This is a genomic window from Nocardia alba NBRC 108234 (genome assembly GCF_001612665.1).
Classification (GTDB): domain Bacteria; phylum Actinomycetota; class Actinomycetes; order Mycobacteriales; family Mycobacteriaceae; genus Nocardia; species Nocardia alba.
On record NZ_BDAX01000012.1, the window covers coordinates 40,326 to 56,039 of the forward strand.

General features: G+C 67.2%; 13 protein-coding genes. 5 read left to right on the forward strand and 8 right to left on the reverse strand.

All coding sequences use genetic code 11. The features are described from left to right. Positions 1-25 precede the first annotated feature (25 nt). Positions 26-1,078 (reverse strand): NAD(P)-dependent alcohol dehydrogenase, encoded by a 1,053-nt coding sequence (locus NA12_RS14215; protein ID WP_067449985.1) that lies wholly within the window; start codon positions 1,076-1,078, stop codon positions 26-28. A 118-nt stretch (positions 1,079-1,196) separates the two neighbouring features. Between NA12_RS14215 and NA12_RS14220 the strand changes: the two genes are divergently transcribed. Beyond that, on the forward strand, positions 1,197-2,267 hold the full coding sequence (locus NA12_RS14220; protein ID WP_243654752.1) for a S1C family serine protease: 1,071 nt from the start codon (positions 1,197-1,199) through the stop codon (positions 2,265-2,267). An 8-nt stretch (positions 2,268-2,275) separates the two neighbouring features. On the opposite strand, the gene NA12_RS14225 is transcribed toward NA12_RS14220, so the two are convergent. Beyond that, positions 2,276-3,559, reverse strand: a complete 1,284-nt coding sequence (locus NA12_RS14225; protein ID WP_067449988.1) for a phthiocerol/phthiodiolone dimycocerosyl transferase family protein — start codon at positions 3,557-3,559, stop codon at positions 2,276-2,278. A 96-nt stretch (positions 3,560-3,655) separates the two neighbouring features. On the opposite strand from NA12_RS14225, the gene NA12_RS14230 reads away from it, so the two are divergent. Beyond that, positions 3,656-4,195, forward strand: coding sequence for a TetR/AcrR family transcriptional regulator (locus NA12_RS14230; protein ID WP_067449991.1), 540 nt, complete (start codon positions 3,656-3,658; stop codon positions 4,193-4,195). Between the two features lie 136 nt (positions 4,196-4,331). Continuing rightward, the gene (locus NA12_RS14235; RefSeq protein WP_067449995.1) at positions 4,332-5,666 is read left to right on the forward strand and encodes a DUF1254 domain-containing protein; all 1,335 of its coding nucleotides are present in this window, start codon (positions 4,332-4,334) and stop codon (positions 5,664-5,666) included. A 57-nt stretch (positions 5,667-5,723) separates the two neighbouring features. Here NA12_RS14235 and metE read toward each other — a convergent pair whose 3' ends face one another. From metE to aceA, 3 genes are all read right to left on the reverse strand, one after another. Further along, positions 5,724-8,048 (reverse strand): 5-methyltetrahydropteroyltriglutamate--homocysteine S-methyltransferase, encoded by a 2,325-nt coding sequence (gene metE, locus NA12_RS14240; RefSeq protein WP_067449998.1) that lies wholly within the window; start codon positions 8,046-8,048, stop codon positions 5,724-5,726. Between the two features lie 335 nt (positions 8,049-8,383). After that, a complete protein-coding gene (locus NA12_RS14245) occupies positions 8,384-9,256 on the reverse strand; it encodes a 3-hydroxybutyryl-CoA dehydrogenase (protein WP_255284083.1) in 873 nt (290 codons plus the stop codon). Positions 9,257-9,542: 286 nt separating this feature from the next. Further along, positions 9,543-10,832 (reverse strand): isocitrate lyase, encoded by a 1,290-nt coding sequence (aceA, locus tag NA12_RS14250; RefSeq protein ID WP_067450000.1) that lies wholly within the window; start codon positions 10,830-10,832, stop codon positions 9,543-9,545. A 570-nt stretch (positions 10,833-11,402) separates the two neighbouring features. Between aceA and NA12_RS14255 the strand changes: the two genes are divergently transcribed. Then, the gene (locus tag NA12_RS14255; RefSeq protein WP_067450002.1) at positions 11,403-12,545 is read left to right on the forward strand and encodes an alpha/beta hydrolase; all 1,143 of its coding nucleotides are present in this window, start codon (positions 11,403-11,405) and stop codon (positions 12,543-12,545) included. Positions 12,546-12,630: 85 nt separating this feature from the next. On the opposite strand, the gene NA12_RS14260 is transcribed toward NA12_RS14255, so the two are convergent. Beyond that, on the reverse strand, positions 12,631-13,245 hold the full coding sequence (locus tag NA12_RS14260; protein ID WP_067450006.1) for a Uma2 family endonuclease: 615 nt from the start codon (positions 13,243-13,245) through the stop codon (positions 12,631-12,633). A gap of 258 nt (positions 13,246-13,503) precedes the next feature. On the opposite strand from NA12_RS14260, the gene NA12_RS14265 reads away from it, so the two are divergent. Beyond that, a complete protein-coding gene (locus NA12_RS14265) occupies positions 13,504-13,791 on the forward strand; it encodes a hypothetical protein (protein WP_132369703.1) in 288 nt (95 codons plus the stop codon). Here the strand turns inward: NA12_RS14265 and puuE are convergent. Further along, positions 13,788-14,699 (reverse strand): allantoinase PuuE, encoded by a 912-nt coding sequence (gene puuE / locus NA12_RS14270; RefSeq protein WP_067450011.1) that lies wholly within the window; start codon positions 14,697-14,699, stop codon positions 13,788-13,790. The two genes, NA12_RS14265 and puuE, sit on opposite strands and share 4 nt — an antisense overlap. After that, entirely contained in the window at positions 14,696-15,673 is a 978-nt protein-coding gene (gene alc / locus NA12_RS14275; RefSeq protein ID WP_067450446.1) for an allantoicase, read from the reverse strand. The genes puuE and alc overlap by 4 nt, the downstream gene beginning before the upstream one ends. Between the last annotated feature and the right edge of the window lie 41 nt (positions 15,674-15,714).

Sequence of the window (15,714 nt, forward strand, 5' to 3'; positions counted from 1 at the left end):
GCGCACAGCCCGTCGGCGCGCTCGCCTACAGGGTGGCGGCGTCGATCACGAAGCGGTACTGGACATCGCTGGCGACCACGCGGTCGTACGCGGAGTCGATCTCATCGGCGGAGATCAGTTCGATCTCCGCGCCGATCCCGTGCGAGGCACAGAAGTTCAGCATCTCCTGGGTCTGCGCGAGGCCACCGATCATCGAGCCCGCCAGCGACCGGCGGAAACCGGCGAGGTGGCGCCCGGTGACGCTCATCGGATGCTCCGGCAGACCGAGAATGACGAGCGTGCCGTCGAGGGCGAGCAGGCGCAGGTAGTTGTCGATGGGCAGGTCGGCCGACACCGTGTTGATGATCAGGTCGAACTGGCCACGCAGTTGCCGGAAGGTTTCCTTGTCGCTGGTGGCGTAGTAGTGGTGGGCGCCCATGCGCAGGCCGTCGTCGCGCTTGCGCAGCGACTGGCTGAGCACCGTCACCTCCGCGCCGAGCGCGGCGGCGATCTTCACCCCGACGTGCCCGAGCCCGCCCATCCCGATGATCGCGACCTTCTTACCCGGTCCCGCGTTCCAGTGCTTGAGCGGCGAGAACAGTGTGATGCCCGCGCACAGCAGCGGTGCGGCCACATCCAGACCGATGCCCTCGGGGATCGAGAGCACGAAGCTCTCGTCGACCACGATCTGGGTGGAGTAGCCGCCCATCGTGTAGCCCCCGGGCTGCGCGGATTCGGGCACGCGCGTGTTGTAGGTCCAGGTGGCGCCGTTGGTGCAGTACTGCTCCTCACCCGCTAGACACGGCACACACCTGCCGCACGAGTTCACCAGGCAACCGACGCCGACCCGGTCGCCCACCTGGTACTTGCGCACCGATGAGCCGACGGCGGCGACGATGCCCGCGATCTCGTGACCGGGCACGCACGGATACTGCGCGCCACCCCACTCATCGCGCGCGGTGTGAATATCGGAATGGCAGATACCGGCGTACTTGATATCGATCAGCACATCGTCGGGACCGACTTCGCGGCGTTCGATCGTGACCTTCTCGAAGGCCCCGTCGGAAGAGGGCTTGGCGTAGGCGGCAGCGGTGCTCATGGCTACATGCCTACAGCCGCATGCGCGTCTTTGCCAACCACCGCGTCCGTATCGAGACCAGCGAACGCCGAAAACGGGTCACAATGGATTGGTCGGCTCGCGAGAGAGGACATCCGCTGTGAAGCGTGTCGGACGAGTGCTGGTGACGGTGATGGCGGCGCTGCTCGGGGTGTGCGCGTTCCTCGGGTATCGCGGCGAGGTCACCCTGGTCGAGCCGGGGTTCGTGGCGCAAGCGCAGGCGCCCGTCCTGATACCGCTCGACCCCGCGCTGGTCGCCGGGCAGGTGGGAGCGGCGCTGGTCAATATCGATGTCGACGCGACCGGTTTCGGGATCGGCGCGGCCGGAACGGGGATCGTGCTCACCTCCGACGGGCAGATCCTGACCAGTCATCACGTGATCAAAGGCGCCGAGTCACTGACCGTCACCGATATCGCCAACGGTCTCGTCTACGAGGCCACCGTGCTCGGCTACGACTCGGGCGCCGACATCGCGCTGTTGTCGCTGGGCGGGGCAGCGGACCTGCCGACCGCGCGCCTTGGCACCTCGTCGGACCTGCGGATCAGCCAGGACGTGCTGGCGATCGGCGACGCGGGCGGCGACGGCGGCGAGCCGACCTCGGTCGCCGGTCCGATCACCGACCTGGACGCCACGATCGTCGCGATGAACTCCGCCGACCTGACCCGCAAGGCATTGAACGGGATGGTGGAGGTCGCCGCGCCGGTGATGGGCGGACAGTCCGGTGGTGCGCTGGCCGACGCGTCAGGCGCGGTCGTCGGAGTCATCACCGCGGCATCGGGCGAGGGGGCGCGCGCCCAGGGAAAGCCGGCCAACGGCTACGCGGTCCCCATCGACACCGCCATGCGGATCGTGGCGCAGATCCGCTCGGGCACGCCCACCGACACCGTGCACATCGGCCCGACCGCCACCCTCGGTGTCCAGGTGATCGACGCCAGACCGGCGGGTGCCCAGGTGAGCTGGGCCTTCTACGGCCAACCCGCCCGCGAAGCGGGCATCACCATCGGCGATGTGATCACCGCAGTCGACGGCACCTCGATCACCACCGCGAAGGCGCTGAGCGCCGCCATCAACACCCGCAAGCCCGCCGATCCCCTGCGGCTCGAGGTCACCTCCCCGAACGGGGACACTCGAACCGTCGACGTGGTGCTGGCGCGGGGTGTGCCCAACTGACCCGCGTCTCACTCGAGGGTGTGCAGGAGTTCGAGCAGGGTCAGGCGCAGCTTTTCCATCTGCGGGCGGCTGTAGAGCGCGGTGTCGTATTCGAGCTGGAGAGTGAGCCGGCCCGCGATGGTGAAGGCGGTGAGTTTCGGGGGCATGGCGGGCCCCATGGCGTAGACGTCGTCGCGGACGAAGGCGATGTGGTCGGGGATCGAATGGGCTGGTACGCGGCCGATATTGGAGAGGGCGAAGGTGGGTGGCGCGCTGAGCAGGGCCGCGGTGGCGGCGTCGTTCACGAGCTGGGCGGCCAGGGGGAAGACGGCGGGTTCGCGGCGGTCGAGACCGGCGCGCACGCCCGCGTCGACCGAGCGGGCGAGTTCGAGCGGGGTGGTGTCGCCGGTCGCCGACACCAGGGTGCCCCCGCCGGAGGCGTAGTTGACCATCGTGTCGACGGGTACCGGTGGGTCGAATTCCGCGCGGACGTCGGCCGCGTACCCGCAGAACATCGGCACGGCGCCCGACTCCGGGAACCGGGTCCTGACGGCCGCCAGCACCGCACCGGTGAGCACGCTGTTCACCGAAATACCCTGCGAGCGCGCCGCTGTCACCAGTTCGGCGGTCTCCTCGGCGGTCAGTTCGATGCGCTGCATCGCGAATCGGCCGAGCCGGTCGGTGTCGGTCCCGTCGCGGGGCAGGGTGCGGGGTGCGTCGTCGGGGCTCATCATCGTCGCGCCCGCCCTGACCGCGGCCAGCCACGCTTCGGCCTCCGCGCCCGAAACCATCTCAGCCAAGCGAGTATCCATGGCCTCGGGCAGCCGCTGGTTCGAATCCGGATGTGGCACAGCGTCACCCGTCGACCGCGCGGTGTAGTGCTCCCACAGCTGCCCGAGCAGCGCGAATCCCGATCTGCCGTCGGAGATTCCGTGATGGACAACCAGCACGATCTGCTGACGCAGCCCCGCCCGTAGCAGATACGCCCGGAACAGCCCGTCACTCCAGTCCCGGGGCCCGTTCACCAGCGCGAGGTATTCGGCCTCCCCACCGTCGATGAGGTCGAGCCGGGGCCGGAACTCGTCGTCACGGACGAAATACCCCGCGCCGTCTTCGGTCACCACCCGGCTGCGCAGCAGCGGATGCGTCGCGGCGAGGTCGTCGAGCACCGTCCGCAGGATCTCGGGATCGAGTGCGCCGTGCACGGTGGTGCCGAGGAACAGCGGCATCCCACCGGTCGGCACGCTGCCGATGGTGGTGCCGATGCCGAAGAAGCTGGATTCGAACGGGGAGATACGTCGCCTCGAAGTCATATTCGAAACGTACATCCGTTTCATACGTTTGTCACTGACGTTTGTTTGAAACAGACGTCACAAACGGGTGTATGCGTTCCTTGCTATCGTGCGCGAGTGGGAACGCGCGAAGACCTCCTCGAAGCCGCCAAGCGATGCCTGGCCGAACGCGGCTACGCCCGCACCACCGTGCGCGACATCGTCGCCGCCTCCGGCACCAACCTGGCGGCCATCAACTACCACTTCGGCACCCGCGACAAGCTGCTCCAACAGGCGATGCTGGAATCCAGTGCGACCGCGGTGACCCAGATCCTCGACGCGCTGCCCGCGAACGACCCGACCGATCCCACCGCCCGCCTCGAAGCGTTCTGGCACAGCCTGATCACCTCGTTCGTCGAGAACGCGCCGCTGTGGCACGCCAACGCCGAAAGCCTGAACCAGGCACTGCACTCGCCCGAGCTGCGCGCCGAACTCGCCGAGGCGCAGGGACGAGCCCGCCGCGGCCTGACCGAGGCCTTCGGCGACGGCGACAGCAATGTCGGCGCCGTCCTGCAGACGATGATCGGCGGCCTACTCCTGCAATGGCTGATCGACCCGGACAACGCCCCCTCCGCGGCCGAGCTCACCGCGGGCGCCCGCGCCATGATCCGCGCCTGACGCGCTCGATCGCCGAATCGGCCCGCGCCGATCTCACCCGCTCCGGGCGATGCGCACCGCCCGGGCAGCGGCGGACGCTGGTGTCGCGCGGTCCGATCATGGTCGCGCGACATGGACGCCAGGACGAGGAGCGCGCATGCCGGATCAGAACGCCGCCGAATTGACCGCACAGGCCTATCTGTACGGGTTTCCCCTGGTCTTCAACCTCGATTCGATCGAGCGATTGCTCCACGAGGGCATCGGCGATATCCCCGCGACCCCGTTCAACGGCTTCGCCCATGCCCGCGCCCTCGCCGATGCCTCGGCGACCTTTGTCTCGGTCAACAACGACACCGTGTACTCGGTCGCCCTGATCGACCTTTCAGTCGGACCGATCACCTTGCATGTACCCGATGCCGGCGATCGGTACTACGTCATGCAGTTCATCGACGCCTGGACCGACAACTTCGCCTACGTCGGCACCCGGGCCACCGGAAACCGCGCGGGCGATTACCTTCTCGTACCGCCGGGCTGGACCGGCACCGCCCCCGACGACACGACGGTTATCCGCTTTCCCACCGCTGTCGGCGTGATCGCGGGCCGATGGGCCTGCGCCGGTGAGGACGACCTTCCCGCCGTGCACGCCCTACAGGACGCGCTGACCTTGACAGCCACCGACCGAGCCGCACAGCCGACGGGGCTTCCGTCGCCGGACCCATCGGTCGCCCCCGACCTGATGTTCCTCGAGAAGGTCCGGGTCTGGTCGCAGGCGTTTCCTCCCGCGCAGCGCGACCTCGCGCTCCAGGAGTCGTTCGCCGGGATCGGCCTGACGACACCGGGCACCTCGCCCTACCTGTCCCTCGACCCGGATCGAGCATCCGCGCTGCGCGCCGGATTGGGCGAGGGCCAAGAGGAATTGAGCAACGCGACGAAGAACGGGGCAGGCGCCGGCGAGAACGGCTGGCAGCTGACACTGCACCTGTTCGACTACAACGTCGACTTCTTCGAGGTCGGCACCCGCGACGACGACAACTTCAAGATCACCGACCCGAACCAGCGGATCATCGCCCGCGCCGTAGCCGCCAAGGCCGGACTCTGGGGTAACCACGCCTACGAGGCCGCCTACGCGATGATCTACACCGACAGCACCGGCCGGCAGTTGACCGGCACGAACACCTATACCCTGCGCCTGGACCCCACCCCACCGGTCGACGCCTTCTGGTCGGTCACCATGTACTCCACCCCGGACTTCTACCTGTGCGCCAACCCGATCGACCGCTACTCGATCGGCGACCGCACCCCCGGCCTCGTCTACGACGACAACGGCGCCCTCACCATCACCATCAGCCACACCGAACCCACCAACCCCAAAGCCCGCGCGAACTGGCTCCCCGCCCCAGCAGCAGACTTCCGCCCCTGCCTACGCATGTACCAACCCCAACCCCCGATCCTCGACCAGACCTACACCCTCCCCCCGATCACCAGAACCTGACCCACCTGTCCACAAAGGGCGCACCGGAATCCGGTACGCCCTTTGTCTTTTGTTCGGTTACCCCTCGGTCGCGGCGGCCGCCTGCGCGGCCAGTGCGCGGCGGCGGACCCGGCGGGCCGCGGCCACCATGTTGCGCAACGACGGCTCCAGCTGCCAGTAGTGGCGGGTCTTGAGACCGCCGTCGGGGTTGGCCCACAGGCGTTGTGGGGTCACCGCGTTCGCGGCCTGGGTGAGCAGCTCGTCGAATTCGTCGATATCGGGGATGCGGGCCGAGCGGCTCTCGTACACGCCGGGGCCGACACCGTGGGTGAGGCCGTGGCCGGAGGACAGGTCCTCGGTGAGCGCCTCGATGACCCATTCGATCGAGCGGGTCGCCACGATCGCGGTGACGTCGGCGTCGAGCTGATCGATCGCGTCGACCACCTCGGTGCGACCGGAATAGCCGATGTGCGTGTGGATCTGGGTGTCGGCACGCACGCCGGAGGTGGCGAGTTTGAAGGCGCCGACCGCCCAGCGCAGGTACTCCTCGCGGCCGTGCGGGCGGGCGGGGAGCAGCTCACGGATGGCGGGTTCGTCGACCTGGATGATCGCGATGCCCGCCTTCTCCAGGTCCACCACCTCGTCCCGGATCGCGAGCGCCACCTGGTCGGCCGTCTCGTAGAGCGGCTGATCCTGGCGGACGAACGAGCGCGCCAGCATCGTGACCGGCCCGGTGACCATGCCCTTCACCGGCTTGTCGGTCAGCGACTGCGCGTAGGAGGTCCAGTCCACCGACATCGGCGCGGGCCGCGCCACGTCGCCGTAGACGATCGGCGGTCGCACACAGCGCGATCCGTACACCTGCACCCAGCCGAAGCGGGTGGTGGCGAAGCCGTCGAGCTGCTCGGCGAAGAACTGGATCATGTCGTTGCGCTCGTGCTCACCGTGCACGAACACATCGAGGCCGATGTCCTCCTGGAGCCGGATCGTGGCCTCGATCTCGGCCTCGACCTGCTTGCGGTAGTCGTTGTCGGACAGCCGACCCGAGGCCACCTCGTGGCGGGCCTGACGCAGCTTGCCGCTCTGCGGGAACGAACCGAGCGTGGTGGCGGGCACCAGCGGCAGGTTCAACCGCTCCTGCTGCGCGGCCGCGCGCACGTCGTAGGGCTCGCGTTCGCGCATCTCGGGCGTCACCGCGTACACCCGCTGGCGCACCGCGTGCTTCTGCTTGAAGTGCACCTCGGTGGGCCGCTTGCGCCAGTTCTCCGACGGGCCCTCGGTGAGCGCCTTGGCGAGCGAGACGACCTCGCCCACCTTCTGCTTCGCGAACGCGAGCCGGTCGGCGACATTGCCTTCGATGTCGTACTCGGCGAGCACGTCGTAGGGCACGTGCAGCAGCGTGGTGCCGGTCGACACCACCAGATCCGGGCACACCTCGGCGATCGCGTTGAGATAGTTCAGCGTGACGAAACGATCTGCCCGCCACACGTTCTGGCCGCTGATCACACCCGCGTAGATCCGCTTACGCCGGATCCCCGGGATCGCCGCCAGTTCCTCCGGCTGCATCCGGTAGGAGGCCAGGTCGAGTCCGATGGCCTCGACATTGCTCGCGGCCAGGATCCGCAGCGCCTCACCGAAGTCGCCGTACTGCCCGGTGACCAGGATGCGCGGACGCAGCGGCGCCTTCGCCAGCTGGGTGTACGCCTTCTCGAACGCGGCCAGCTCGGCGGGCGTGCGCTCACCGGTGAAGCAGGGCTCGTCGAGCTGCACGCAGGTCGACCCGCGCTTGGCGAGGATCTCGAACAGCTCCTGGTAGAACGGCAGCAGCTGATCGAGCAGGCTCAGCGTGTCGAACTCGGTCTCGCCCGGCACATGCCCGGCCTTGGACAGCAACAGCAGCGACACCGGGCCGAGCACCACCGGGCGCAGCTCGATCCCGCGGGCGGCCGCCCGGTCCCACTCGTCGAGCAGGGCCTGCGGGTGCAGCGAGAACGTGGTGTCGGCGTCGAGTTCGGGCTGGCGGTAGTGGTAGTTGGTGCCGAAGAAACGCACCAGCTCGAGCGGCGGGGTGTCCGGGTTGCCGCGCGCCATCAGGAAGTAGAAGTCGAGCGGGTCGAGCCCGTCGGCGAACTCCCGGAAACGCGAGGGCACCGCACCGAACAGCAGCGCGTTGTCGAGGATGTGATCGTAGAAGGAGAAGGTGTTGCCCGGCACCTGGGTGAGTCCGGTCGCGGCCAGCTCGTTGAACTGACGCTCCTGGATATCGCGACCTACCTGGCGCAACTCCTCGCGCTCCAGCGATCCGCGCCAGTACGCCTCGAGCGCACGCTTGAGCTCTCGGTGCGGACCGATCCTCGGGTATCCGAGAACGCTCGACCCGAATCCATCGGTGACGTTGACCATGACCGCCGACACTCCTTTTCGATCACACGCTGCGCTCGACATAACACCGGATGCGCGAGCCCGTCCGGCAACTGCAGCTTAGGCCGCACAAGCACCTACTCGCCGCTCCCCCGCAAACCCCGAGCACCTGAGCGCCCTTTTTGTCAGTCTCTCGAGGGGCCCACCCTGATCTGGACTGACCGAAGGGTGCGACGAAGGAGTACCCGTAGGGAGGGAAGATCAGGGCCCCGAAGGGCCCCGCTCGAGCGCGCCAGCGCTCCAAAAACACAGCCACCATACGACCCCGAGCGGGTAGCCCTGATATGTCCCTACAGACCACCCCACATACGGGGCCCCTACTTCCCGTACTGGTAGAACCCCGCGCCCGTCTTCTTACCGAGCAACCCGGCCTCCACCATCCGCATCAGCAGCGGCGGCGCGGAGTACAGCGGCTCCTTGAACTCGGAGTACATCGAGTCGGCGATGGACTTCACGGTGTCGAGACCGACGAGGTCGGTCAGCGCCAGCGGCCCCATCGGGTGGGCACAGCCGAGCACCATCGCCTTGTCGACGTCGTCCTTGGTGGCGAAGCCCGACTCGACCATCCGAATGGCCGAGAGCAGGTACGGCACCAGCAGCGCGTTGACGACGAAACCGGAGCGGTCCGCCGAGCGCACGATCTGCTTGCCCAGGATCTCGGCGGCGAACTGCTCGGCGCGCTTGGCGACCGGCTCGCTGGTCTTGAGCGTGGTGACCAGCTCGACCAGCGGCAGCACCGGCACCGGGTTGAAGAAGTGCAGCCCGACCACACGCTCGGGGTTCGCGGTCGCGACGGCGATCTTCATGATCGGGATCGAGGAGGTGTTGGAGGCGAGCACGGCGTCGGGGTCGGTGACGACCTTGTCCAGCTCGCTGAAGATGGCCGTCTTGACGTCTTCGTTCTCGACAACGGCCTCCACCACCAGCTGGCGGTCGGCGAAGTCGCTGAGATCGGAGGTGAAGCGCAGCCGCCAGGCCGCCTGCTCCCGCTCGCGCTCGGTGATCTTGCCGCTGCTCACGCCACGGTCCAGCGAACGCAGGATCCGCGCCCGGCCCGCGGCGGCGAGTTCGCGGGTGGTCTCGTAGACGAGGACGTCGACGTGCGCGCGTGCGCACACCTCGGCGATACCGGCGCCCATCTGTCCCGCGCCGATGATGCCGACGCGCTGAATCTTCTCGCTGCTGCTCACGTCCCGCTCCTGTTTTTGTTGGGCGGCCGGGGCCGCCGTGTTCTCGGCCCTGTCGGCCTCGATCTTCTCTCCCTCCGGGTGCTCCTTCGTCGCGCCCTCCGGTCGGTCCAGATCGAGGCGGCCGAGAACGGGAAATACATTCAAGGCCTGGCCGTGATTCTCAGCCGTGGTTTGCAGCCCAAAGTATAGGGATGCCCTCCCACGCCAGGGCTGTTCGGCGTGGGAGGGCGCACACCCCTACCGGAGTAGAGGAAAGGCGTTGCCGGTCAAAGCAACTCCGAGGGGATCAGTGGAACTGACCCTCTTCGGTGGAGCCCTTCAGGGCAGCGGTCGACGTGTTGGGGTCGACGGTGGTGGCGATGGTGTCGAAGTAGCCGGCACCGACCTCACGCTGGTGCTTGATGGCGGTGAAGCCACGCTCGGCGGCGGCCTTGAACTCGCGCTCCTGCAGGTCGACGAACGCGGTCATGCCCTCGCGAGCGTAGCCGTGCGCCAGGTCGAACATGCCGTAGTTGAGCGAGTGGAAGCCCGCCAGGGTGATGAACTGGAACTTGAAGCCCATCGCGCCGAGCTCACGCTGGAACTTCGCGATGGTCGCGTCGTCCAGGTGCGCCTTCCAGTTGAACGAAGGCGAGCAGTTGTAGGCCAGCAGCTGGTCCGGGAACTCGCTGCGAACCGACTCGGCGAACTTACGCGCGACCTCGAGATCGGGGATACCGGTCTCCATCCAGATGAGGTCGGCGAAGGGGGCGTAGGCCTTGGCACGCGCGATGCAGGGCTCGATGCCGTTCTTCACGCCGAAGAAGCCCTCGGCGGTACGGGTACCGTCCAGGAACTCACGGTCGCGCTCGTCCACATCGGAGGTGATGAGGGTGGCGGCCTCGGCGTCGGTGCGGGCGATGATCACCGACGGCACGTCGGCGACGTCGGCGGCCAGACGCGCGGAGGTCAGGGTGCGGATGTGCTGCTGGGTGGGGATCAGCACCTTGCCACCGAGGTGGCCGCACTTCTTCTCCGAAGCCAGCTGGTCTTCCCAGTGCACACCGGCGGCGCCGGCCACGATCATGGCCTTCTGCAGCTCGTAGGCGTTCAGCGCGCCACCGAAGCCGGCCTCGGCGTCGGCCACGATCGGGGCGAGCCAGTTCTTGACGGACTCGTCGCCCTCGACCTTGGAGATCTCGTCGGCGCGCGAGAGCGCGTTGTTGATGCGACGCACGACCGCGGGAACCGAGTTCGCCGGGTACAGCGACTGGTCCGGGTAGGTGTGGCCGGACAGGTTGGCGTCACCGGCGACCTGCCAACCGGACAGGTAGATGGCCTTCAGGCCGGCGCGAACCTGCTGCACGGCCTGGTTGCCGGTGAGGGCGCCCAGCGAGTTGATGTAGTCCTCGTTGTTCACGAGGTCCCACAGGATCTCCGAACCGCGACGGGCGAGGGTGTGCTCCTCGACGACGTTGCCCTGCAGCTTGGAAACCTGCTCGGCGGAGTAGGTGCGGGTCAGGCCCTTCCAACGCGGGTTGGTGTCCCAATCCTGCTGGATTTCCGCTGCGGTCTTCGGGGTGCCGGGGAGAGACATCTCTTGACTCCACTTCCTCGTGTGGTCGGTGCTCCACCCAGTCGGCGTGCGAATCAACCGGCGGCTGAACGCTTTCGGTTGCACATCTCGTACTGCTGGAGCAATTTGCAGGCTTGCTAGGACTTACTAGGTCCCATGGGGTGTACTTCCAAACAATGACACACCCAGAAATGGCCGTCTACCTGTTGGTTATGTGAATCTCAGCTAGGTTTGCCGACGCGTTTGCTAACTTTGCGAAATTAGCGGGCTAATTGCAAGTACTCAGCCTACCAGCGAGTAGCGCTGACCTGGAGTTTTAGCATAACGCTCGTACTGTTAGCGATCATCAGGTGGGCACGCGCCGACACTCCCGAGCCTGACAGTCTGTGAGTCGTTTCACACACCACGCCGGACACGAATGATGTGCGTGTCGTCACTCGATTCGGTCACGACGCCGATATCCGCCCCGCGAGCGGCCACATCGGGTCACATGCGGAACACTCATCCACCGAGTCGACGGGACGCTCGCGGAATCGGGCGCATCGCGGTGTCGTACTGGACGAATGTCCACGAAGACGAAAGAGTGGGCCCATGAGGATTTCGAGGATCGCGGCGACATCGCTGACCGTGGCAGCGGCGGCACTGAGCCTGGCCCCGGCGGCGAGCGCGCAACCGAGCGAGGCGGCGGGCACCGTCGTCGGCGTCGAGTCACTGCCCGCGGCGGCGACGCTGCCCGGATCCGCCAGCGCCGAGCGCCTGCTCTACCGCTCGACCACCGCCGGTGACCAGCCGACCACCACCAGCGCGGCCGTGTACTTCCCGGCAGGCGAGGCGCCGCAGGGCGGCTGGCCGGTTATCGCCTGGGCGCACGGCACCGTCGGCCTCGGCGACAACTGCGCTTACAGCGTCGCGGGACCGGCCGCCGTCGAGCGGGACTGGGCCTACCTCGGCACCTGGTTGAACCAGGGCTACGCGATCGTCGCCGCCGACTACGCCGGCCTCGGCGGCCCCGGCGAACACCCGTACCTCAACGGCGTCGCCGAAGCGCACAACGTGGTCGACGCGGTGAAGGCCGCGACCGAGCGGTACTCGTCGCTGTCGAACAGCTGGGCCGTGGTCGGCCAGTCCCAAGGCGCGGGCGCCGCGGTGTTCACCGCCCGCTACGCCACCGAATTCGGCGGCCCGAACCTGGACTACCGCGGTGGGGTCGGCACCGGCGTGCCCGCCTACATCGAGGACGTCATCCAGCTCGCCGGCCCCGGCATGCCACCCATCGCCCTGAGTTCGCACCTCACCGCCTACGTCCTCTACATCCTCAGCGGCCTGCGCACCACCTACCCCGACCTGGATATCGACGGCCTGCTCACCGACACCGGCCGCACCTGGCTCGACCGCGCCCAGACCGCCTGCATCGGCCCCCTCGGCGACGAACTCGCCGCCGCGAAGCCCTCGATCGGCAGCATGTTCGCCCGCCCGCTGTCCTCGATCTCCGACGTCCACGGCCTGCTCGCCCACTACATGGGCCTGCCCGAATCCGGCTACGACCGCCCCCTGTTCCTCGGCCAGGGCCTCCGGGACACCGACGTGGTCACCCCCGAAACCCTCCGCTACGCCGCGGTCCTACAGGCCAACGCCCAGCCCGTCACCTTCCACACCTACCCCACCGACCACGACGGCACCGTCAACGCCTCCCTGGTCGACTCGGTCCCCTTCGTCCGAGCCCTGTTCGACTGAACTCCGGTTCGTCGGCTGCCCGCGGCGGCCAACCGATTCCCTGTCTATCGAGAAGCACCGAAGGGCGCTCCCCGTCCGTGCGGGATCAGCGTCGACGGGGCAGTCTGCTTTGCAGATCGGTGAAAGTCACCGCGAGGGTCACCGGGCTGGTCAGGACGAGCGCATCGGTGTGGGTGTGGCGGGTGACATAGCGGCGACCCGACCAATCGAGACGGCATTCCTCCACCTCGGTGATCTGCTGCCAGTCCTTGTCGAAATGCACGATGAGATATACCGAGATCCCAGCTCGGGCATACAGTTCACGCTTGATGCCGATGTCGGCGTCGACAGTTCCCTCCGACGTGATCTCCGCGACCAGCAGGATCTGCCCCGCGACCGTACGAACGTCGTAGTCGCCCGCACCACAGTCTCGCAGCATCACGTCCGGGTAGCGGACTCGCAAGCGACGCGAATCATCAGCCACCTCGCTGTCCCCCAGACGAACTGGCGTGTCGCTGTGCACCTCACGGCACGGACCGTCCGGGTCGACGGCGTATTCGAGGGCGGCGGCCAAGCGGCGCACGACCAGATCATGCCCTGGTGACTGCGCCATGCATTCGATGAGGACACCGTCGTGGATCTCACCGAATTCGTCGGATTGACCTGCGAGGAACTCTTCGACGCTGACCAGCCGTTCTGGCCGTTTACCCGGAGCCGACATGGGTCTACCGTACGCGAATCTCGATACTCTGTTCCGAATTGGAGACCGGGCCTTCCGCGGCCGGGACCGGCCGCTATCAGCGGCGTTACCCGCCTTCGCGGTCGTTACCGACGAGCCGGACCGGGACGCATCCAACCCATCGAACAGCCGTGCGCGAGTACCACTGTCGTGCGCCACTCATAAGGCGAGATGGAGCAAAATCACTGTCGCAGTATCAGTTTCGTTGCTGGCGATCACGTGGAGAGTACTGTCGCGGCCGTGAACATTGTCAGATCAGCCGTCCTCGCCGCTTTCGCGCTCGCGCTCACACCCGCCTTCGCGCATGCCGATCCGCCGCCGATCTTCACCCCGGAAGAGCAGTGCGAGACCACGCGCACCTTGGTCGACAACGTCCGTGCCGCGAAACCGGAGGCGACGCCGGCGGAGATCGCGGACATTTTCGTCAACTACATGGACTCCATGGGCGCCTATAACCGCGTTCCGCAGGCCAAGGAATCCGATCGGCAGATCACGCTGGGCAATATCGAACGCTGCGGGTTGGGCTAGGAGCGCAAGCCCGCCGGATGCACAGTGCGCCAGTGTTCGGCGATGTCGATGCGGCGGGTGATCCATACCCGGTCGTGGGATTGGATGTGGTCGAGGAAACGTTCCAGGGCGGCGGTGCGGGCGGGGCGGCCCACGATGCGACAGTGCAGGCCGATCGAGAGCATTCTCGAGGCGCCTTCCAGCCCTTCTCGATAGAGGACATCGAAGGCGTCGCGCAGGTGGGCGTAGAACTCGTCGCCGTTGGCGAAGCCCGCCGACGAGGCGAAGCGCATGTCGTTGGTGTCGAGGGTGTAGGGGACGACGAGATGATTCCGGCCGCTGACCTCGGTCCAGTAGGGCAGGTCATCGGCGTAGGAATCGGAGTCGTAGACGAAACCGCCCTGCGCTACGACCAATTCGCGGGTGTTCGGTGAGTCGCGGCCGGTGTACCAGCCGAGCGGGGCGGCGCCGGTCAGCTCGGTGAGGATGCGGACCGCCTCGGCCATGTCGGCGCGTTCGCTCTCGCGATCGATCAGCTGATAGGACTTCCATCGCAGCCCGTGGCAGGCGATTTCGTGACCGAGTTCGGAAAACGCCGCGACGGCTTCGGGATTGCGCTGCATCGCCTGAGCCACAGCGAAGACGGTGAGCGGTAGACCGCGTCGCTCGAAGGCACGCAGCACCCGCCACAATCCGGCGCGCGAACCGTACTCGTAGAGCGATTCCATGCTCATGTGCCGGTTCGGGAAGGCGTCGGCGGGCGTCATCTCGGAGAGGAAGGTCTCCGAGTGCGGCGAACCGTCGAGGACGTTGTTCTCGCCGCCCTCTTCATAATTCAGCACGAACTGCACCGCGATCAGCGCACCGTCGGGCCACCGCGGGTCGGGTGGATTCGGTCCGTATCCGACGAAGTCGCGAAGCTCGCTCATGCGCTGAGCTCGCCGTAGAGGCGCAGCCGGGCGAGGCCGCCGTCGGGATAGATATCGAGTCGCACTTCCACGACCGAGGCCGCCGCGAGGTGAAGCGCGAAACGATGCCGGGTGTCGGGGAGCAGGTCGGTGCGCGGCAAGAGTTCGACTTCTGTTCCGTCGCTGGTGAATCCGGTGAGCGATGCGGAGCCGGGGCTGTTTCCCAGGAAGCAGGAGGTGTCGAGTTCGGCGAGGCGGATCGCACCGGGGCCCGCCAATCTGATACGCACCCAGTCGTTTCCGTCGTCGCGTCGGCGCGCGGTTTCCCAGCCGTCGCCCATTTCCCTGGCCAGGCCGGGGTAGAGCAGCTGGTTGGGTGAGCTGTAGAAGCGGTTGGAGCAGTCGAGCACGATGGCGCCGTTTTCCAGCGCGGCGAGGTCGAGCGGGCCCAGGCCCAATAGCGCGGTATCGGGGCGACCTTCGCCGTGCACGCGCAGGCGGGCCACACCGCCATCGGGATGCATGGTGAGTTTCACATGCGTCCAACGGTTCTCGTCGTCGATGGTGAACGGGTTGCGGGTGTCGCCATCGACCTTCACCCGGTCGAGCAAACTTACCCAGTCGGTGCGGGCGGCGATCTCCTCGGCGGGCGGATAGCCCTCGACCGCCAGCGCCGAGAGCGACACCTCGGGCGGGAAGTTGCCCTTGAACCAGGCGGTGTCCACCACCACGCCGCGGATCACGCCGGGCACGCCCAGGCGCACGACGGCCGAATCGTCACCGGGTTTGCCGCGATGCCTGCGGGTCTCCCAGCCGTCGTAGACCTGGCCTTTGTGCCCGAACGTCGACGGCTGATATTCCGAGGGACCCGGGCTGACGAGGTTCTCCTTCTCCGCGAAGAACTCGTCGTTCGCCCAGATCACCGAACCACCGAGGGCGCGGACGGCCAGATCCGGGAGCAGGGTGAAATCGCCGCTGCCGTTGAATCGACTCACGGGTGCCTCCTTGGTTCGGGTGCCCACGACCGAAGCCGTGC